Annotated in this window: 20 protein-coding genes; 11 read left to right on the top strand and 9 right to left on the bottom strand. The window is 60.6% G+C overall.

From position 1 onward, the window contains the following. Window positions 1–15: 15 nt before the first annotated feature. On the top strand, window positions 16–465 hold the full coding sequence (locus tag FEZ60_RS31395; protein WP_165826234.1) for a MarR family transcriptional regulator: 450 nt from the start codon (window positions 16–18) through the stop codon (window positions 463–465). 123 nt (window positions 466–588) lie between these two features. On the opposite strand, the gene FEZ60_RS31390 is transcribed toward FEZ60_RS31395, so the two are convergent. Then, window positions 589–1,353, bottom strand: a complete 765-nt coding sequence (locus tag FEZ60_RS31390) for an SDR family NAD(P)-dependent oxidoreductase (protein WP_033236786.1) — start codon at window positions 1,351–1,353, stop codon at window positions 589–591. Window positions 1,354–1,507: 154 nt separating this feature from the next. On the opposite strand from FEZ60_RS31390, the gene FEZ60_RS31385 reads away from it, so the two are divergent. The 9 genes from FEZ60_RS31385 to FEZ60_RS31345 all read left to right on the top strand — a co-directional run bounded on the left by FEZ60_RS31385 (window position 1,508) and on the right by FEZ60_RS31345 (window position 10,337). Beyond that, the gene (locus FEZ60_RS31385) at window positions 1,508–2,029 is read left to right on the top strand and encodes a DoxX family protein (RefSeq protein WP_033236787.1); all 522 of its coding nucleotides are present in this window, start codon (window positions 1,508–1,510) and stop codon (window positions 2,027–2,029) included. A gap of 58 nt (window positions 2,030–2,087) precedes the next feature. After that, on the top strand, window positions 2,088–2,819 hold the full coding sequence (locus FEZ60_RS31380; protein WP_092803921.1) for a tyrosine-protein phosphatase: 732 nt from the start codon (window positions 2,088–2,090) through the stop codon (window positions 2,817–2,819). After that, a complete protein-coding gene (locus tag FEZ60_RS31375; RefSeq protein WP_245006138.1) occupies window positions 2,816–4,432 on the top strand; it encodes an AMP-binding protein in 1,617 nt (538 codons plus the stop codon). Before FEZ60_RS31380 ends, FEZ60_RS31375 begins: the two co-directional genes overlap by 4 nt. A 170-nt stretch (window positions 4,433–4,602) precedes the next feature. Next, window positions 4,603–5,625, top strand: coding sequence for a phosphotransferase family protein (locus FEZ60_RS31370; protein ID WP_033236788.1), 1,023 nt, complete (start codon window positions 4,603–4,605; stop codon window positions 5,623–5,625). 31 nt (window positions 5,626–5,656) lie between these two features. Then, window positions 5,657–6,313, top strand: a complete 657-nt coding sequence (locus tag FEZ60_RS31365) for a TetR/AcrR family transcriptional regulator (protein WP_033236789.1) — start codon at window positions 5,657–5,659, stop codon at window positions 6,311–6,313. A 61-nt stretch (window positions 6,314–6,374) separates the two neighbouring features. After that, on the top strand, window positions 6,375–7,679 hold the full coding sequence (locus FEZ60_RS31360) for an acyl-CoA dehydrogenase family protein (protein ID WP_033236790.1): 1,305 nt from the start codon (window positions 6,375–6,377) through the stop codon (window positions 7,677–7,679). Next, entirely contained in the window at window positions 7,676–8,419 is a 744-nt protein-coding gene (locus tag FEZ60_RS31355; protein ID WP_092803914.1) for a glucose 1-dehydrogenase, read from the top strand. The genes FEZ60_RS31360 and FEZ60_RS31355 overlap by 4 nt, the downstream gene beginning before the upstream one ends. A gap of 105 nt (window positions 8,420–8,524) precedes the next feature. After that, window positions 8,525–9,286: an SDR family oxidoreductase gene (locus tag FEZ60_RS31350; RefSeq protein WP_033236792.1), complete on the top strand. Its 762-nt coding sequence runs from the start codon at window positions 8,525–8,527 to the stop codon at window positions 9,284–9,286. Between the two features lie 73 nt (window positions 9,287–9,359). Beyond that, window positions 9,360–10,337, top strand: a complete 978-nt coding sequence (locus FEZ60_RS31345; protein ID WP_033236793.1) for an NADPH:quinone oxidoreductase family protein — start codon at window positions 9,360–9,362, stop codon at window positions 10,335–10,337. Between the two features lie 55 nt (window positions 10,338–10,392). Here FEZ60_RS31345 and FEZ60_RS31340 read toward each other — a convergent pair whose 3' ends face one another. From FEZ60_RS31340 to FEZ60_RS31330, 3 genes are read right to left on the bottom strand one after another with little or no spacing between them, the layout of a single operon-like run. Beyond that, window positions 10,393–11,169 carry a crotonase/enoyl-CoA hydratase family protein gene (locus tag FEZ60_RS31340; RefSeq protein WP_033236794.1) on the bottom strand — a complete coding sequence of 259 codons (777 nt, stop codon included), beginning with the start codon at window positions 11,167–11,169 and terminating at the stop codon, window positions 10,393–10,395. Next, window positions 11,166–11,933, bottom strand: a complete 768-nt coding sequence (locus FEZ60_RS31335; protein WP_033236795.1) for an SDR family NAD(P)-dependent oxidoreductase — start codon at window positions 11,931–11,933, stop codon at window positions 11,166–11,168. Before FEZ60_RS31335 ends, FEZ60_RS31340 begins: the two co-directional genes overlap by 4 nt. 47 nt (window positions 11,934–11,980) lie before the next feature. Further along, window positions 11,981–13,141: an acyl-CoA dehydrogenase family protein gene (locus FEZ60_RS31330; protein WP_095887123.1), complete on the bottom strand. Its 1,161-nt coding sequence runs from the start codon at window positions 13,139–13,141 to the stop codon at window positions 11,981–11,983. A gap of 115 nt (window positions 13,142–13,256) precedes the next feature. Between FEZ60_RS31330 and FEZ60_RS31325 the strand changes: the two genes are divergently transcribed. After that, window positions 13,257–14,321, top strand: coding sequence for a CaiB/BaiF CoA-transferase family protein (locus FEZ60_RS31325; protein ID WP_033236813.1), 1,065 nt, complete (start codon window positions 13,257–13,259; stop codon window positions 14,319–14,321). A gap of 97 nt (window positions 14,322–14,418) precedes the next feature. On the opposite strand, the gene FEZ60_RS31320 is transcribed toward FEZ60_RS31325, so the two are convergent. The 5 genes from FEZ60_RS31320 to FEZ60_RS31300 form a co-directional block, all read right to left on the bottom strand. Continuing rightward, a complete protein-coding gene (locus tag FEZ60_RS31320) occupies window positions 14,419–15,570 on the bottom strand; it encodes a thiolase family protein (RefSeq protein WP_116104650.1) in 1,152 nt (383 codons plus the stop codon). Between the two features lie 49 nt (window positions 15,571–15,619). Continuing rightward, on the bottom strand, window positions 15,620–16,849 hold the full coding sequence (locus FEZ60_RS31315) for a CoA transferase (protein ID WP_033236797.1): 1,230 nt from the start codon (window positions 16,847–16,849) through the stop codon (window positions 15,620–15,622). A 38-nt stretch (window positions 16,850–16,887) separates the two neighbouring features. Then, window positions 16,888–18,546: an OB-fold domain-containing protein gene (locus tag FEZ60_RS31310; protein ID WP_172937868.1), complete on the bottom strand. Its 1,659-nt coding sequence runs from the start codon at window positions 18,544–18,546 to the stop codon at window positions 16,888–16,890. A gap of 102 nt (window positions 18,547–18,648) precedes the next feature. Then, the gene (locus FEZ60_RS31305) at window positions 18,649–18,876 is read right to left on the bottom strand and encodes a hypothetical protein (RefSeq protein ID WP_033236798.1); all 228 of its coding nucleotides are present in this window, start codon (window positions 18,874–18,876) and stop codon (window positions 18,649–18,651) included. Between the two features lie 35 nt (window positions 18,877–18,911). Then, the coding region (locus FEZ60_RS31300) for an amidohydrolase family protein (protein WP_172937867.1) at window positions 18,912–19,858 on the bottom strand (947 nt) is incomplete at its 5' end.

Raw genomic sequence — 19,858 nt, 5'->3', positions numbered from 1 at the left:
ATCTATGCTGATCCTGTGAGTTCGACACAACGTGAAGCCGATATCCGCTCGATTCAAGCGGGGATCAGTCAGCTCGTGCGGGGTTCGAGGAAGGCGTTGATCACGAATGTGGCTCTGATAGCGCCCGAGATGGCGCCGGCCGCTTTTGTCATCATGACGCAAATTGCGGACACGTTTCCGGCATCGCCGGCAGCGCTGATTGCCGCCACAGGATTGGACAGAAGTGTGGTGAGTCGACATCTCACGGCTCTCACCAGGGACGGCTATCTGGTCTCTGAGCCTGATCCCCATGACGGCCGCGTGGCTTTGTTCTCCCCGACGCCCGATGCCGCGGAGAAGTTCAGTGCGGTCAGTAAGGCGAGGCACGGCTGGACAGCAGACGTGGTATCGGATTGGACGCAGCAGGATGTGTCGGTGTTCGTCTTGTTGCTGGATAGGTTCAATCAATCTGCCTACGGAAATTGAGGACTGTAGCGACCAATGAGAGCGACTGGGCAAGACGAGTATTCGTGGTGTTCGTAATCCGCGGAATCGAAATCGGTGCGCTGTTTCCTCGCATGCCGATTTCGATTCCGTTCTGATCTCGGACTAGACCGGGCCCATACGAATCGCGCCGTCGATTCGGATGGTCTCGCCGTTGATCATGGCGTTGTCGACGATCGCCAGCGCGAGCTTGGCGTACTCCGTCGGAGCGCCCAAACGGGACGGATGGGGGACCTGGGAGGCGAGCGACTCCCTCACTTTGTCGGACAGGCCGCCGAGGATCGGCGTCTCGAAGGTACCGGGCGCGATCGTAACGACGCGTACGAACTTGCGTGCCAGATCGCGAGCCGCGACGATGGTCAGCCCCGCAACGCCGGCCTTGGAAGACGAGTAGGCGGCCTGGCCGATCTGTCCTTCGAAGGCAGCCACGGATGCGGTCATGATGATGATGCCGCGCTCTCCGTCGACCACGTCGTTCTTGACCATGCGGGCAGCGGCCAGTCGCAATACATTGAACGTTCCGACGAGATTTGTACTGATGACATCTTGATAGAGCTCCAGGCTCCCTGGTGTGCCGTCTTTTTCGACCACGCGCAGTTTTCCGCCGCGTCCAGCGCAGTGCACGACTGCCCGCAACGGGGCTTTGCTCTCCGCCTCGGCGAGGGCGGCGTCGACAGCCTCGGGATCACGGACGTCGGCCGGCATGAATGTAGCCAGGTCGCCTAGTTCCTTGGCTACTACTTCGCCGTTCGAGGATGGCAGATCGATGATTACTGTCGGGACGCCGCGGGCTAGGAAAGCCTCTGCGGTCGCCCGCCCGAGGCCGGAAGCGCCGCCGGTAACTGCAGCAGACGCGTTGGTGAGGTCCATGGTGTGCCTTTCGATGAGGTGAGTGCGGAATTGGTCGTTTCGAACGAGCCGGGAGGTCCACCCTTGTTTATAACTTAGTTATAGAGGTAATATTTGTCTATTAAACCGGCAGTTCGAGGAGTGATGTGCTGTCGATCAGACGGATGGAGTGGTAGTGAATTCGATCGACACGGGACTGCTGATCCTGCGGGTCTGCTTGGGCCTGACCATGGCCGCGCACGGATACGGGAAACTCTTCCGAGGTGGCCGAATCCCAGGCACTGCACGATGGTTCGAGAGCATCGGCATGCGACCGGGACTGGTGCACGCGTGGTTGGCTGCTGCCACCGAAGTTGCTGCGGGCATCTCTCTTGCGTTGGGCCTGCTCACTCCGTTCGCTGCTGCGGGCTTTGTCGCCCTGATGTTTGTCGCGGCGTGGACTGTGCACCGCGACAAGGGATTCTTCATCGCCGGAGACGGGTGGGAGTACAACATGGTGCTCGCAGTGGGTGCTGTCGTCGTCGCGATCACCGGACCCGGAACGGCAAGCCTCGATAACCAGTTCTTCGGTGGCGAGTTGTTCGCCGGCTGGGCAGGCGGTCTCACGGCGGCGGTCGGCGGCCTAGTGGCGGCGGGAATTCTGCTCGGAAGTGCCTATCGCCCCGAAGTTGTTGCCGCGGAACCTGCTCGAGGTTGACCGTGAAAACTGTTGAAGGTCAAAATGTTAACTGGATCAGTAGTGTCCGGAGTCGCGTGTGACCGGCCGGGGGTTGGTCAATCTCCGGGACGTCGGCGGTTTGCCGCTCCTAGGCAAGGGCGCGACCGCGCACGGCATCCTGTATCGCGGAGACGCTCCTTACCCCGGCGATTCCGTGATTCCCGAAATTGCATTGTGGCCACCCAAGAGCGTCATTGATCTGAGAGGTGCAAGGGAACGTGCTCGGTTTGCCTATGAATGGCCGGTAGGAACCAGCGTGCATCACGTACCGCTTTCTGCCGCTGCGGCCCCCGACGCTCAGCCGAGCGATCTGTCAGTCGTCTATGCGCGCATGATCGACCGCGGCAGTTCCTGGGTCGGTGAACTTCTTGATCTGGTTACCCAGCCAGAGGGCCCAGTTTTGTTGCACTGCACGGCCGGTAAGGACCGTACCGGTGTTGCGGTAGCGGTATTGCTTCTTGCTGCAGGCGTGCGGCCTGAGGCCGTCGTCGATGACTACGTGCGTACCGAGCGGACTCTGCCTGACCTCATGGCTCGATGGTTCGACGTCGGTGTGCGCACCGCGAAGTCGCCGCCGCTTCCGGAGCAGTACATGCACGCGCCGTCCTCGGCGATCGAACCGATCGTCGAACGAATCACCGCAACGCGTGGGGGACCGGCGCAGTGGATGCTCGATCACGGTGCGGATCCTGTCCTGCTCGACATGTGGCGAACTCGACTGCACGGAGCCCCGGTGCCGGCGCTCATCCAACGGGCGGATGGAGTGTGAAGGGTTTGCCGGGTTCGATGTGCAGGGCTGAGGTCATCAGTGATCTCAGCGAATTGTGGTACCGAGAGGGTTTTCACTCACACCGAAGTTGGGTCGACGTTCTACCCGAGAAATGTGCGGAGAATGCGCTTACCCGAATCGTGTACGTCGCGGCCGACGGCGCACAGAGCGAGACCACGGTTGGTGAGATCTACTCTGCTGCAGAAGATGTTGCTTCGGCCCTGCGAGGGTACGGCATCGGTTCGGGTGACTCTGTAGCAGTTCAGCTGCCCAATTGTTTCGAGGCATCGGTAGCCTACGTCGCCGTACTTCTGGCAGGCGCGGTACTGGTTCCGATTGTGCATGTGTACGGCCCGAACGAGGTGCAGTTCATTCTCGAGCAATCAGAGGCGAAGCTGTTCATCCAGCCGAACCAATGGCGCTCGATCAACTACGGTGATCGGGTCGGGGATTATCGGGATATCGTCACCCTCGAACGAATTGTCGTGGTTGGTGACGACGGCCCGGATGGTTGTCTCGCATGGTCGGATTTGAGCACGCATGCGACATACACAGCTCCCGCAGTACATGCGGACGACATTGCGCTGCTTATCTATACCTCCGGGACCACAGCGGCCCCGAAGGGTGTTCAGCACAGTCATAATTCGCTGCTTTCGGAGGTCAGGTCTGCTTCCCGCTATCTCCGCGGCCGCGACGATTCGGTGCAACTCGTTTCCTTTCCGCCCGGACACATTGCCGGCGTCTCCAGTGTGCTGCGCCCTCTTGTACACGGCTGGAACGCGGTGTACATGCAGATGTGGGATCCGGAACTTGCTGTCGAACTGATCTCGTCCCATCGGGTGACTGCGACAGGTGGAACCCCATTTCACCTTGCCGGGATCCTCGACGTAGACGGTGTTGCCGACAAGCTGACGACGTTGTCCGACTTCCTCATTGGTGCATCCACGGTGCCGGAGGATCTCGTGCGTCGGGCGCAGAGAGTCGGTATTGCAACTTTTCGTTGCTACGGATCCACTGAGCATCCGACGGCCACATCAGGGGGCGTCGACGATCCCGAGGATGCGCGTTTGGGAACAGACGGCGCACCGATGGATGGGGTACGTGTGCGTGTCGTCGATGAACTCGGCATCGATGTTCCGGTCGGGGGCGACGGCGAGATCATACTTCGAGGTCCGGACCAATTTGTCGGCTATCGCGACAGTAGCCTCAATGCCGAGGCATTCACAGAAGACGGGTGGATGCGGACCGGCGATCTCGGGCACCTGGATGTCGATGGTCGGCTGACGATCACCGATCGTATGAAGGATGTCGTCATCAGGGCTGGTGAGACGATGTCTTCCGGCCAGATCGAAGACGTGCTCGTCACGCACCCGGCGATCCGGGAGGGCGCGATCGTTGCAGCTGCGGACGAACGTTACGGCGAAGTGGTCGCGGCGGTTGTCGTACTTTCTCCGGGCATGAAACTTGAACTCGCCGGACTTCGTGAGCATTTCGCGGCGTCCGGGCTCGCCAGAGTGAAGACACCCGAGCGGCTTGTTGTCGTTGACGAGCTCCCTCGAACAGCGCTCGGCAAGATTCGTAAGGCGGAGCTCCGCTCCGCGCATTTCACCTGAGAATAGTCCGCGGAAGATGCTCTCGGAGTTCAGTCTTCAGATTCCGGGTATATTCCGGGCCTGGTTCTGCTGAGTGGAATGCGTCTATTGACATCGTGCCGAAACCTCAGAATCATGTTCCCAGAATGACAATCTCACTTTTGGATTGTCCGAAATCCGAAGGATCTTCCATGACAACGGAATCCGAACATACCGAACTCCTCGCCGATCTGAGCGTCCGAGCTGGCGATGCCAGTCGCAGTTGGCAAACAAATCTCGAGGTTTCCAACGTGCGGCCACTGACCGGCGGAACATCGAGCCTGACATTCATCGCCGACGTTTCGGGTGGGGCAATCGACGAATCTGTCGTCCTCAAGGTTGCGCCCCCAGGACTGGCACCCGTTCGAAATCGAGACGTGCTACGTCAGGGACGTGTCATGCAGGCGTTGCAGGGTGCTGCCGGGGTGTCGACACCGGCAGTCTATTTCGAGGACGCGGGTGATCCTCCTTTCGTGGCAATGCAAATGGTCGCTGGAGAATGTGTGGAACCACTGCTCGATGCTCAACGTCCTCGAGACGGAGTGGCGCGTGCGCAAACACGCGAGAGGTACCTCTCCGCTACGCGGATGCTTGCTCATCTGCATTCGGTCAAGCCTTCCGATATTGGTCTGGGTGACGAGCCGGTGGTGTCGCTGGGCGATGAAATCGACAGGTGGACCAGAGCATTCGAGACAGTTTCGGATGATCTGAGCGGTGACTATCTGCGATGTGCAAAGGCATTGCATGCGACGATGCCAGTCCCGGCGGAACCCGTCGTCAACCACGGTGACTATCGATTGGGTAACACGCTCTGTGAAGGAGACCGTGTCACAGCGTTGATCGACTGGGAAATCTGGTCGGTCGGTGACCCGCGAATCGATCTCACCTGGCTCACCTACTTCACCGATGAGGCCGCCCACCCCGCGGCCTACTCAGAAAAGCCTTGCGGTACACCAACTGTCGACGAGGTTGTCCGGATCTACGAGCAGACCCTGGGTCGGCCAGTCGAGGACATCGAATGGTTTCACGCACTCACGCGGTACAAGGAAGCCGCCGCGACAGCACTATTGATCAAACGCGGACGCAAACGCGGAGCATTGAGCCCGGCATTCCAGAAGATGGAACCCGCCCTGCCTGGCCTGCTGACAGAAGCACTCGCGCTGATCGGATATTGATCGCGGCAATCGAAGAACGAGAGCATACGTGATGTCCGAACCACGTCGCGATGTAGATAACGCACCGCCGGTGATCGCGGGTGGGAGTCAACTCCGTCGAGTGCCTAAGCCTGGTCGGCAGGCCTCGTACGACGGCGAGGTGAAGTTACTGATCCGGGCTACCCAGACTGTGATGTTGAGTAAGGGGTGTACCGATCAGCCCAAAATTGCCGAAATCGTCCGCGAGGCGGGAATGTCGAATCAGGCCTTCTACCGGCACTTCCGGAGTCGAGACGACATCATCGTCGCGCTCTACGAGCAGGGGCTCCTGAACATCCATGCCTACCTGAAGTATCGAGTATTCAAGCAGTCCGGATTTCAAGGGCGTCTCGCCGCCTGGATCGACGGAGTCTTGGCGCAGATCGAAGATCCTGATCTCTCCGATGTAAGCCGGGTAATCATCTGGAACATGGGCCAGATTGCCAGAACTAAAAGCGAGATCAAGCCAGTCGGACTCAGCCGTATCCGGGATCTACTCTGCGGCATCCTTATCGAGGGCAACGTCCCGGACCCCGAACGCACCGCCATGTTCATTCAGACCTTGGTAATGGGCCTGACGACAACATATCTCGAAGCCGATCACACCCCCATACAAGAAGAACGCGAGCATCTGCTGCAGTTTTGTCTCAAAGCCGTAACCGAACACTGAAGTTCGCCCGACCGTGCGTGTCGCTCGAGTGTGAACCCCGTACTAACAAAGGACTCATACGATGTGGAATTTCCAGACCGATCCTGAATTTCAGGCAAAGCTCGACTGGGCGGCGACATTCGTTCGCGAGGAGTGCGAGCCGCTGGACCTGCTCTTCCCTCACCTCGGTCAGCCGTACAACATGGAAAACAAGGCCGCACGGGCCATACTCGGCCCGTTACGAGACCGGGTCAAAGAACAGGGTCTGTGGGCGTGCCATCTCGGTCCGGAGCTCGGCGGGCAGGGTTACGGTCAGCTCAAGCTTGCGTTGCTGAATGAGGTTCTAGGTCGGTCCATGTGGGCTCCAACGGTTTTCGGTACCGCGGCACCGGACACCGGAAACGCCGAAATTCTCGCGATGTACGGAACCGATGCACAAAAGGCGAAGTATCTGCAGCCGCTGCTGGATGGCGACATCGTTTCATGCTTCTCGATGACCGAGCCGCAGGCAGGGTCTGATCCCAAGGAGTTCGTCTGCGCGGCACGCAAGGACGGTGACGAGTGGGTTATCAACGGCGAGAAGTGGTTCTCGTCGAATGCGCGCTACGCGTCGTTCCTCATCGTCATGGCGGTGACGGACACCGAAGCGTCGCCGTACCGCCGGATGTCGATGTTCGTCGTGCCCGCTGAAACCCCAGGAATCGAGATCGTCCGCAACGTCTCCGTCATGGGTGATCGAGACGAACTCGACGAGGGAACGCACGCCTACATCCGTTACAACGACGTGCGCCTGCCGGCCGACGCGATCCTCGGTGGCCCCGGACAGGGCTTCGAAGTGGCTCAGTCTCGACTCGGCGGCGGCCGCGTCCATCACGCCATGCGCACCGTCGGCAAATGCCAGCGTGCCCTGGACATGATGGGCGAGCGAGTGCTCTCGCGTCGTACGCAAGGCGAGACCCTTGCGAAGAAGCAGATGGTGCAGCAGTTCATCGCCGATTCGGCGATCGAACTCGAGCAGTACCGACTGCTGGTGATCAAGACCGCATGGGTCATCGACAACGAACCACACGGTGCGGCACGCACTTACATCGCCATGTGCAAGGTTGCGATGGCGAAGATCTATCACGACATCATTCACCGCGCGATCCAGATTCACGGTTCACTGGGAGCCACGACTGAAACCCCGCTGCATATCTGGTGGAGCGGCGTCATCTCGATGGGCTTGGCGGACGGACCGACCGAAGTGCACAAGGTTGCCGTCGCACGCGGTGTACTCGCGAACTACGAGCCCACTGAAAACTTGTTCCCCAGCGAGCACATTCCCACCCGATTGGCCGAGGCAAAAATCAAGCATGCCGCTATTCTCGAGGAGCACGGAATCGCATGAGCAATCACTTTTCTCTCGAAGGTAAGGTCGCCCTCGTCACCGGTGGCAGTCGAGGACTGGGACGTCAAATGGTGTTGGCCTTCGCTGAAGCTGGCGCCGACGTCGTGATCACCAGCCGCAAAGCGGAAGCGTGCGCCGACGTCGCCAAAGAGGTAGAAGCCCTGGGCCGCAAGGCTCTTCCGGTGAGCTGTCACGTCGGTAAGTGGAACGAAATCGATGCACTGGTCGAGAAGGCCTACGAGGTGTTCGGGCGGATCGACGTCTTGGTCAACAACGCCGGTATGTCTCCACTCGCGCCGTCGTCGGCTGAAACCAGCGAGGAGCTTTTCGACAAGGTCATCGGCGTCAACTTCAAAGGCCCGTTCCATCTGTCATCGTTGGTCGGTGAGCGCATGGCAGCAGGCGACGGCGGATCGATTATCAACATCTCGTCTTCGGGAGCGCTCTTCCCGCAGCCGCGATTCGGCCCTTACGCCGGCGCGAAGGCGGCTCTGAACACGCTGACGGGAGTATTTGCACGCGAGTACGGACCCAAAGTGCGAGTCAATACGATCTCCGCGGGTCCGTTCTTGACCGACATCTCCAAGTCGTGGGCTGAAGAGAAGCGGCACACTACGCAGAGTGCGATCGGAAGGCCTGGAAACCCCGAAGAGATCATCACTACTGCCCTGTACCTTGCGAGTCCCGCATCCAGCTACACCACCTCGTCATTGATCCGCGTCGACGGCGGCTTGTACTGAACGGCAAAGGCGCGCGTTTACCGAACTTCGGTTCCAGTGAACGCGCGCCTTTGCGGTAGGTGCGCCGCTCAAATTCGTTTCAAATCAACAGATACGGAGTACGCAATGGGAAATCGAAATTTGACTGATCGACGTGTCATCATCACCGGAGGCGCTAGTGGAATGGGCGGCGCGTTAGTCAAGGCGTTCGGTGAATCGGGCGCAAAGGTAGTCTCCTTCGACGTCACAGCGGACGAGGGAGCGCGGATTGCCGCTGAGGCAGGCGCGGAGTTCATTCGGTGCGACGTCACCGACAAGGAATCGGTTGACCAGGCCTTCGCGCGGGGTGTGAAATCCTTGAAGGGCCTCGACGTATTGATCCACGCCGCTGGAATCGCTCCTGGCGCGCCGGCAGAATCCACGCCGCTGTCAATGTGGGAGTCCACTATGGCGGTCAACGCCACGGGGACGTTCCTTACTAACCAAGCGGCATTCGAGTACCTGAAAGATGGAGGCGGGCGCATCATCAACTTTGCCTCCGCAGCAGGTGCAAAAGGCTTGATGGGTAAGGCCGCGTACGCAGCGAGTAAGGGCGCCGTGCTGGGCTGGAGTCGGACCGTAGCGGCCGAATGGGCGCAGTACGGGATTACCGTCAACTCAATCGCTCCGGCAATTCGTACGCCGATGTACGAGACGACGCGGGCGTCGATGACACCTGAGCAACTGGTCGAGCACGACCGGAAAATGACAAACCTGATTCCGCTCGGTGGCAAACTCGGAAACGTCGAGGATCTGGTTCCAGTACTCGAATTTGTTGCAGGCGAAGGCTCACGATTCATGACGGGGCAGATCTTCGCAGTCGACGGCGGGTCGCTCATGGTCAGGTAGCGGGCGGGCGGCAGCGCGATAACACCAAAAGTGGAAAACCCAAGCAAACCCCACTCGGCAGGAAGGCCATAGCATGCGAGCAGCGCGGTGTGAGATCCACGGAGATCCGGACAAGATTGTGATCCGTGAAATACCCGATCCGGTAGCCGGACCGTCGGAGGTGCTTGTGGGAATCGAGGCTGCCGCCGTGAATTATCCGGACGTCCTCATCGCTGCGGATCGCTATCAGGTGACGGTGCCGACTCCGTTCACTACGGGAAGCGAATTCGCTGGGCGGGTGCTGGCAGTCGGAGCCGAGGTCACGAACTTCGTACCCGGGGATGCCGTGATGGGCACGGCATTCGGCGGTGCATTTGCGGAGCAGATCACCGTTCCGCACACCGCACTGTCGCCGGCCCCTGCAGGGTTGGACATGATCCATGCCGCAGCATTCAACGTCACTTACCGAACCGCATACCACTCTCTGACGACATTCGGAGATATGAAACCTGGGAACTGGGTGGTGGTTCTCGGCGCCGCTGGTGGTGTGGGCACTGCCTGTATCGACATCGCGACTCGTCTCGGAGCTAAGGTGATCGCCGCAGTGTCCACCGCGGAACGCGCTGAAGCCTGTCGTGCGCTCGGCGCCGTGGAAACGATCGCCTACGACGACGAGGATCTCAAACTGCGGATCAAGGAAATCACCGGCACGGGTGCTGATGTGGTGATCGATCCGGTGGGTGGTGCGTACTCGGAGCAAGCGATTCGAGCGATCGGGTGGGGCGGGCGCTATGTCTGCCTAGGTTTTGCGCAAGGTGATATTCCGCGGATCCCGATGAATCTAGTTCTCCTGAAAGGCGCGATCCTGCGAGGGTTCGAGATTCGTACGCTCGCCGCTCATCTACCGCAAGCTGTCGAGGAGGGTCGCAAGGAGATCGAACGTCTTGTCGGACAAGGAATGAAGCCCTACGTCTCCGAAATCTACACACTCGATGAAGTGCCGCTCGCCTTGACTCGTATGTCGGAACGGCTCACTACAGGCAAACTGGTCATCGACATGACCCGGCGTTGATACCAGCCGATGCCTACGACTGCTTTCGAGTGGCCGTAGGCATCGGCCATTTTTATTACCGGCCTTGCCAGTTCGGCGTTCGACGTTCCGAAAATGCAGCCGCGCCTTCGCGCGCATCAGCGGAAGCGAAGACCGGATCCGTGTATGTGTTCTGGCGCTCGAAGGCTTCCGAATCGGTCCAGGTCCGTGATTGAAGCGCCAGAGCCTTGCTGGCGCGCACCGCCAGCGGAGCGTTTGCACTGATCGCTGTTGCCAAAGCGCGTGCGCCTTCCGCCGCGGAACCGTCGTCAACCACTCGATTGACCAGGCCATGCGTGAGCGCAGTCTGCGCGTCGATCGGTTCGCCGGTGAGCAGCATCTCGAGTGCGACAGCGCGGGGCAGGGTTCGGGGAGCACGGAAGATTCCGCCGGCGCGCGCGGCAAGGCCGCGCTTTACCTCCGGAAGTCCGAACTTGGCACCACTGCCTGCGACAACCAGGTCACAGGCCAGAACCATTTCGAATCCTCCGCCCAGTGCCCATCCTTCGACCGCGGCGATCAGGGGCTTCGCTGGTGGCGCTTCGACGAGGCCACCGAAACCGCGGCCCTGAACCACTGGCCGCTCACCGAGCTGAAATCTCTTCAAGTCCATTCCCGCGCAGAATGTTCCGCCACTGCCAGTGAGAATTGCAACCGACAGATCCGGGTCCTCGTCGAGACGAGTCAACGCCGCGGCGATCTCGGTCGCAGCGGTCAGCGTCATCGCATTGCGTTGTGCAGGACGGTTGATGGTGATCGTGAGAATCCCGGCATCAGCTTCCACGAGCACGTCGGCCGTTGTCAGTGCGCTCATCGAGGCGCCATCCGGATCGCGCCGTCCAGTCGAATAGTTTCACCGTTCGCGTACGAATTCGTCAGGAGTGCAGTGGCCATTGCCGCATAGTCCTGCGGGCGACCCAGTCGCTTCGGGAAGGGCACGCCTGCGGCAAGGCCCTCACGGATGTCCGAGCGAAGTCGCGCGAGCATGGGAGTGTCGAACAATCCCGGAGCGATCGTGTTGACTCGGATCCCGAAGCTTGCGAGATCGCGTGCCGCGACGAGTGTCATGCCGTGAACAGCGGCTTTCGATGCGGTGTAGGAGGTTTGGCCGATCTGACCGTCGAATGCAGCCACCGATGCAGTGAGCACGATGCTGCCTCGCTCACCGTCGAGGGGCTCGTTGCGTGCCATCCTGGCTGCGGTGCAGCGGAGGACATTGTAGGTGCCGATGAGGTTGATCTCGAGGACGTTGCGGAAGCTTTCCAAGTCGTTCGGATTGCCTTCCTTGTCCAGAATGCGTAGACGATCGCCGCCGCGTCCGGCACAGTGCACGACTCCGCGCAGGGGGCCGATCGCCTCGGCAGCGTCGAGTGCGGGACCGAATGACGCCTCATCGGTGATATCGATCGGCGCAAAGACGGCCGCGTCGCCCAGGCGTGCTGCGGTCGCTTTTCCGTCGGACTCGGCAAGATCGGCGATCACCACGCGCGCACCGGCCTCGACGAGAACGGTGGCCGTTGCTTCACCGAGGCCGGAGGCTGCTCCGGTAACCAGGAATGTGTTGTCTCGCAATTGCATGTGTCAGGCTTTCTTCGGAAGGGGAGGGGAGGATCGAGGGGTGTGTGTCATGAGGAGAATCGGGCGGCTACGTCGCGGCCGATGATTTCTTTCATGATTTCTGTTGTGCCGCCGACGATGGTTTGCACTCTGGCGTCGGCGTAGGCACGTGAGATCGGGTACTCGTCCATGTACCCGTATCCGCCGTGCAACTGCAGGCATCCGTTGACGACGCGATTCTGCAACTCGGTGGACCACCACTTGGCCTTCGCTCCGAGGGTAGCGTCGAATGTGCCGTCGTTGTACGCGAGAATGGACTGCTCCAGGAACGTTCGTGTGATGTCTACTTCGGTCGTCATCTCCGCAAGCCGGAATCGCGTGTTCTGGAGGTCGATGATGCGTTGGCCGAATGCCTTTCGCTCGCTGGTGTAGCGGCCCGTCCACTCCAGTGCCGCCTCGGCCGCGCACAGGGCGCGCCATGCAATCGACAGGCGTTCGAGTGGAAGCTGCGCCGTCAGGTGGTGGAACCCACGGCCTTCCTCACCGACGAGATTAGACGTAGGGACACGCAGGTTATCGAAGGCGATCTCGGCCGTGTCCTGGGCGTGCAAGCCCAGTTTGCGCAGCTTGCGACCCCGTACGAATCCGTCGGTGGTGGTGGGTACGAGGATGAGCGACAGTCGGGGGCGTCCATCGACCTCGCCGGTACGTGCGGCGACGAGAACTAGGTCGGAAGAGAATCCACTTGTGATAAATGTCTTGGAGCCGTTGATGACCCAATCGTCGCCGTCTCGCACCGCCGACGTCTTCATCGCACGGAGGTCGCTGCCGGCCGAGGGCTCCGACATGGCAATGGACGTGACGATGGAGCCCTCGGCCATCCCGGGGAGCCACTCTTTTTGCTGTTCGGCCGTCCCGAATGTCGTCAGGTACGACGCGACGATATCCTCGTTGATCGAGAACCCGGAAGCGAGGGATGCCGCTCCGACTGCGGCAAGTTCCTCCTGGATCACACAGCGGAAGCGATAGTCCTTCATTCCGCCTCCGCCGAGGTCTTCGGCGATTCGGATACCGAGAATTCCGTGTGCGCCTGCGGATTTCCATACGTCGCGGCCAGTGCTTGCGTCCTCCTCCCATCGGTCGAGGTTCGGGGTGACTTCACGCTTCACGAATTCGCGCACCAGTGCGCGGAACTGGTTGTGGTCATCGTCGTAAAATGGTTGAGGCACTTGGCTTCTCCTAAATTGATCGGTAATACTCGTGCTCGGCGTCCAGTTTGTCGACATGGGCGAGCCTGCGGTTCAATCTACCGACAGACTAATTTGAAACCAAGGGATGGATGACATGAAATCTAGTGCGCCGCTTAGTGGTCTGCGAGTTGTCGAGTTTCTCGGATTGGGACCGTCTCCGTTCGGTTGCATGCTGCTGGCCGATTTGGGAGCTGAGATCCTGACCTTGCGCCGCCCCGGATCGGAGATACCGGCGTTGGTGCGTAACCGGTCGACGATGGAAGTCGACCTCAAAGATCCAGACTCGATTCGGTTCGTACACAATGCCATCGGATCTGCTGATGTCTTGGTGGAAGGGTTTCGTCCCGGTGTCATGGAGCGTCTCGGATTGGGTCCGGATGATCTCGCCGCTGTCAACAATCGTCTGATCTATGCCCGGATGACCGGATGGGGCCAGACGGGTCCGCTTGCGTTCACCGCCGGGCACGATATCAATTACATCGCACTGACAGGTGCGCTGCACTCCGCCACCAGAGCGGGTTCGGTGCCCATGCCGCCGGCTAACCTTCTCGGTGATTTCGGTGGCGGCGCAATGTATCTCGTCACAGCGATTCTGGCAGCTGTCTTCGAGCGCGACCGGACCGGCACGGGGTCGGTTCTCGATATCGGGATTCTCGACGGCACCAACTATCTGACCTCGATGCTTCACGAATACCGCGCGACTGGACGGTGGTCCGACGAACCCGGTACGAATCGGCTGGACACAGGCGCTCCTTACTACGATGTTTATCCCTGCGCTGACGGTAAGTTCGTGGCTGTAGGAGCTCTGGAAGATCCGTTCTTCGATGTGCTCCTCGAGGTCCTCGGGCTCGAACCCGAATTGGCCCAGGGTAGGCACGATCCCCAGGCGTGGCCTGCTCTTCGAGATCGAATTGCGGCGGCCGTCGCGACGAGAACCCGTGACGAATGGGCTGACCTCGCCGGCCACACCGACGCATGCTTGACGCCGGTTCTCAGCCTGGCGGAGGCGCCGCACCATCCGCACGTTGCCGCACGGGGCATCCTCGTCGCCGAGGACGGTGATGCATGGACTCCGCGACTGCCGATCGGATACTCCGACGCCGCTAAGCCAGTAGACGACATCCTCCGGTTGTGGGGTCAAGGGACGGCGGGCCCGTAAATCTCTGTGCCGTATTGGTTTCACCGTCCCGATGACTGACAACCGTCATCGGGACGGTTCGTAAGTGCGCAAGATCAAACGGCGACCACGGTCCGCGTCACTCGACGAGTTCGTAGATCGTTGCGTTGGCAGTTCCGCCGCCCTCGCAGATGGTCTGCAACCCGTATTTGAGTCCGCGATCGCGCATGTGGTGAACGAGCCGGGTTGTCAGGATCGCCCCTGACGCGCCGAGGGGGTGCCCCACCGCGATTGCGCCACCGAGTGGATTGATGCGTTCGAGATCCGCACCGAGTTCGATCTGCCATGCCAGCGGAACCGGCGCAAACGCTTCGTTGATCTCGATTGCGCCGATGTCGTTGATTCCGAGACCGGCACGGGCGAGAACTTTCTGCGTGGCGGGAATGGGAGCAGTGAGCATCATGACGGGATCTGCACCGACAACCGAGCCGGCGAGCAGACGAACGATGGGGACCAGCCCCAACTCTGCGGCCTTTTCCGGCGTCGTGATCATTACTGCCGATGCGCCGTCGGAGATTTGTGACGCGTTTCCGGCGTGGATCACACCGTCGTCGCGGAATGACGGCTTCAGCTTGGCAAGCGTCTCCGGCGACGTTCCGCGCCGCAGACCTTCGTCGACAGCGAGCTGTGCTTCGCCGATGTCTACCGTTACAAGTTGTGAGTCGAACGCTCCGCCGTCGATTGCCTTGGCTGCGAGTTCATGAGATCTGGAGGCGAACTCGTCAAGCATCTGACGCGAGAGATTCCACTTCTGGGAAATCAGTTCCGCGCCGATTCCTTGGTCGAGCTTGTCGACGTCGTATCGGTCGAGAACGGTTTGACCATAAGGGAAGCCGGAAGCTCGGGCTGCGCCGAGTGGAATCCGAGACATCATCTCGACCCCTCCCGCGACAGCAATATCGTAGGCGCCCGACATCACCGCGTGGGCCGCTGATTCGATGGCCTGTTGACCTGATCCGCACGCACGGTTGACGGTGACAGCCGGTACGCTTTCCGGCCAGCCCGCCGCCAAGGTTGCGAATCGCGCGACATTGCTGGACTGGTCACCGAGTTGAGTGACACAGCCCCACATGACGTCGTCGATCAACGACGGGTCGACTCCGGTCCGTCGGATCAGCTCATTGAGCACCAAAGCGGATAGATCAACTGGGTGGACGCTGCTCAACGACCCGTTCCGCTTGCCGATCGGCGTGCGTACCGCCTCGACGATGACGGCTTCTCTGATTCGCATGCTGTTTTGACTCCTGTCGTTCAAGCGGATGGATTGTGTTGGGCGCCAGCTAGGTAACGGCTCCGGCGATCTTGAGTTCGATGAGTCGTTCATCGTCGAAGCCGAGCTCGCGCAGAATGTCGTCGGTGTGCTCGGCGAACTGTGGGGCGCGGGTCATCTGCACTGGGGAATTATCAAATTTGACTGGATTTGCGACGAGTTTCTGCGGCACGCCGTCAGCATCTGTGACCTCGACGATGCGGCCGTTGGCGACGAGCGATTCGTCGTGACCCAACTCCCAGCTGTTCTGCACGGGAGCCCACGGTCCGCTGAGATTCGTGAGGACTGCGGTCCACTCGTCGTAGGGGCGCGAGGCGATCGCGTCGGCGAACCAGCCGGTGATTTCTTCACTGTGCTCGGTGATGGACTCCATGGTCTGGAATCGGCTGTCCCCGGCGAGATGCTCGAGGCCCAGAGCGGTCACGAACTCGTTCCAGAACTTTGTGGGCTGGAGCATGGAGAATTGCAGCCAGCGGTTATCCGAAGTGCGATAGGAGCCGGTCAGAGGATTTCCTGCCGCGGCGGACTTCTTGCGTACCTTGGGTAGTGGTCCGCCGGTGAACAGCGCCAGGTTGACCGTGAACTGTGTAGCCCAGGCACCTACTCCGAGTAGGGAGACGTCGACAACCGATGGCTCGCCGGTGCGTTCACGGCCGGCGATCGCGGCTGCGATACCACCCGCGATGGTCATACCACCGATGTTGTCGCCGTAAGCGCCTGCCGGCATGAACGCCATGTGTTCGGTATCCGGCGGCATCAGGCCGTCGGCACTGCCACCGCGAGCCCAGAATCCGGTCGCGTCGAATGAACCACTGTTGGCGTCGGGACCTTCGCTGCCGAAACCGCTCCCGGTGACGTAGATGATGTCGGGATTGATTGCCCGGATTTCTTCGAGCGTCAAACCTAGCTTGGTGCGCAGGCCGGGCAGGTAGTTGGTGAGGAACACGTCGCTTCGGCGTACGAGTTCGGTGAGAACCGTGCGTGATTCAGGATTCGCGAGGTCGATGCCGATGCTGCGTTTGCTGCGGTTCGGTCCTTCCATAATCGGTGCGAACGACGACCCAGGGCGGTTGGCGTCGTAGCCGAGAACGCGGACGAGTCCTCGCTGCGCGTCTCCGTTCACGGCGTGTTCGACTTTGGTGATGTCGGCACCCCAGTCCGCGAGCACAGCCGCGGCAGCGGGCACAAATGTGTATTGGGCTACTTCGAGGATGCGGATACCTTCGAGTGGTCGTTGCATGTCAGCTCCTGATGATGGGAGGTTCGGGGTGAGTGGAATCAGTCGGCGCGCAGCAAAATTGCTCCAGATGGCACTCCGCCACCCGAGGTAACTACTGCGACGCGTGGATCTGTGACTTGACGGCCAGGTGCTTGCCGGCGAAGTTGCAGCACGGCCTCTCGGAAGAATCCGTAACCATGGGTCCGACCGGCAGAAAGCTGGCCTCCGTGCGGATTGAGCGGTAGACGCCCGTCGATCGCGATACCGCGGCCACCGTCGATGAAGTCCCCCGCGCCGCCGAATTCGCAGAACCCGAGGGCTTCCAGCCAGGACAACGCATTGAAAGTGAACCCGTCGTAGAGCAAGGCGACGTCGACGTCATCCGGCCGCAGGTCGGTGCGACTCCACAAATGCGCGCTGGGTCCGAGAGATTGCGGTAAATGGGTAAGAGTGCCTTGATCCCAGGAGAGATTTTCCATCATCTGAGTACCGACAGCCTCGACGAACACGGGCTTGTGGCGCAGGTCCTGCACGGTGTCGACGGCCGAGACGATGACCGCTACCGCGCCGTCGACGGGAACGTCGCAGTCGTACAGGCCGAACGGTGTGGAGACCGGGCGGGCGGTGAGGTAATCCTCCATGGTGATGGGGGTGCGGTATACGGCCTCCGGATTAGCGGAGGCGTTGTCGCGGGTATTTACGGCGATTGCCCCGAGAGCGTCCTTCGCATCGCCGTAGCGGTGGAAGTAGTGCGACGCTTGGCAGGCAATCCAGTTAGCCGCAGACATCGCGCCGAAAGGATGACGGAATTCGAACATGTCCGTGGCTCGGCCGGCGCCGGACGCCCAAGCGCCGGAGCGGACGAGTTCCGAGTGCGAGGATTCCCACACCGTTCTGAAACACAGCACGTGCCGGCATAGTCCTGAGGCCACCGCAAGCATCGCGGCCACGATCGATCCGTTCTGCCCGGGTAGTTCACCGCCTGCGTTGACCCAGGTCGGACGTATCCGCAGTGCTTGCTCGACGGGCATGATTCCGCCTTCGGACATGCCGCCGACGGATCTGCCTGGGTAGGTGGACAATCCGTCGATGTCATCGAGCGTCAGACCGGCATCGGTGACGGCGGCCAAGCATGCATCGACAGTGAGTGAGAGCGGGTCGGCCATGAGTCGGCGGCCGATTTTCGACTGTCCGACCCCGCTGATCGCGACCCGATCCTCGAACCGGTTGGTGCTCACCGGTTGGCGCAGCCGGGATTTGTAGTTTTCGGGTTCGGGGAGCGGGCCGGGCTCGTCGGCATCGGGATCGATCTCGAAGAGCGGCAACCAGATTGATTCCTCGACCTGCTCGAATACGACACGGACTCGAGTACCGACCTGGACATCAGTTGGCTCACACCCGACGATATTCGTCGTCAGGCGCACCTGCGGATCTTCCGCCAACGCGACAATCGCAATGACGTACGGCGGCGGGAAGTTCGGAAGCCACTGTTGGACATTGATCGTCACGCCGACGACAACAGCCTTTCCCGATACTGGATGCAGGGGGAGCTTGCGACCATGACAGTCCGGGCACAGCACCGACTGTGGATGTGTGCGTTTACCGCAATCCGAGCATTGGGCGATCCGCAGGATGCCATCGGCGCCCGAGGCCCAGAACTCGGCGCTTGCCAGTGTCGGCTGGGGCAGTGGCCGGCCGGTATCCACGATGGGACTCACGTGTTCTCCGCTCGAAGTTGCGATTTCGTTGTTCGTCGTTGGCGCGGGACACCGCTGACCCGTTGGTGCCGGCGCCGCTGCAGGGTGTCGGATTGCACAGCGTTACAGGGTATTCGGTGCACGATGGCGATCCCGGATGGCAACCATGGCAGCGATTCTGCGCCGCCGGTCGGAGTGGCTGAACAGGCCGGCGTCGGCGTCATCCGGAGATTCGAGGCGTTCTTTCTCGGCTTTGATCTCCGCGTCCAGTAATTCGCCTGCCAGGTCTCGCGTGAGCAGGTCCTGGTCGACCCAATCATCTTCTGGGAACTGCTCGATCAGTTCTTCCATGGCATTCCTCCCGGTTTCTCGGTCGCGGCAGTGGTTTAGGTGCGGGGAAAGTGCAGCAGGGCACGGGCATTGGTTTCGACCATCTTCTCGACTTCGTCATCGGGAACATCGATCATCGCGTCGTGTACTTTCTTGCGACTGTTCGGCCAGTTCGAATCCGAGTGCGGGTAGTCACCCTCCCAGGTGATGTTGTCGATACCGACGTCGTGACGGTTCTTGATACCGAAGTTGTCCTCGATGAAACAACCGAAGAGGTGCTTGGAGAACAATTCCGACGGACGCACTGTTTGGTTGATGTTCTGGTAGAACCGGTGCTTCTCCCACGTCTGATCCATCCGTTCGAGCATGTACGGAACCCAGCCGATCCCGCCCTCGGAGAGCAGGAACTTCAGTTTCGGATGGCGATGGAAAACCGGGGAGAACAACAGATCGGCGGTCGCGTACATCGAGTTGCACCCGAAGAGTGCCGTCATCACGGCCATCGGGGCTTCGGGGGCGGTGATCGGGGCCTTACCCGAGGTGCCGAAGTGCACGGTCAACGGGATGTCGACATCCTCACACGCCGAGAACAGCGGATCCCAGTGATCGGTGTGGAACGACGGAAGTCCCAGCGGTACAGGATTTTCGGGGAAGGAAATCGCTTTCGCGCCCTTGGCTGCGGTGCGGTAGACCTCTTTGACGCATTCCTCCACCGACCACAGCGGCAGGATCACCAGCGGGATCAACCGGTCCGGGGCGCTCGCGCACCATTCGTCGATGTGGTAATCGTTCCAGGCCTTGACCGAGAGCAACGCCAACTCCCGGTCCTTGCCTTCGAGGAAGACCGTTCCGGCGAACCGGGGGAACGAAGGAAAGGACAGTCCGGCTTGGACGCCGTCGATATCCATGTCCAGCACACGGGCTTTCGGGTCGAAGCAGCCGGCGATCATGTCCTCGTACCGGGTGGGCTCGGCGCCGTACTCCTCGGGTTTCTTCCCAGCCA

Origin of the sequence: Rhodococcus sp. MS16 (genome assembly GCF_013277795.1) — a bacterium.
In the GTDB taxonomy this organism is placed as follows: Bacteria; Actinomycetota; Actinomycetes; order Mycobacteriales; family Mycobacteriaceae; genus Rhodococcus_F; species Rhodococcus_F globerula.
This window is presented reverse-complemented; position numbering and strand designations above follow the sequence as displayed.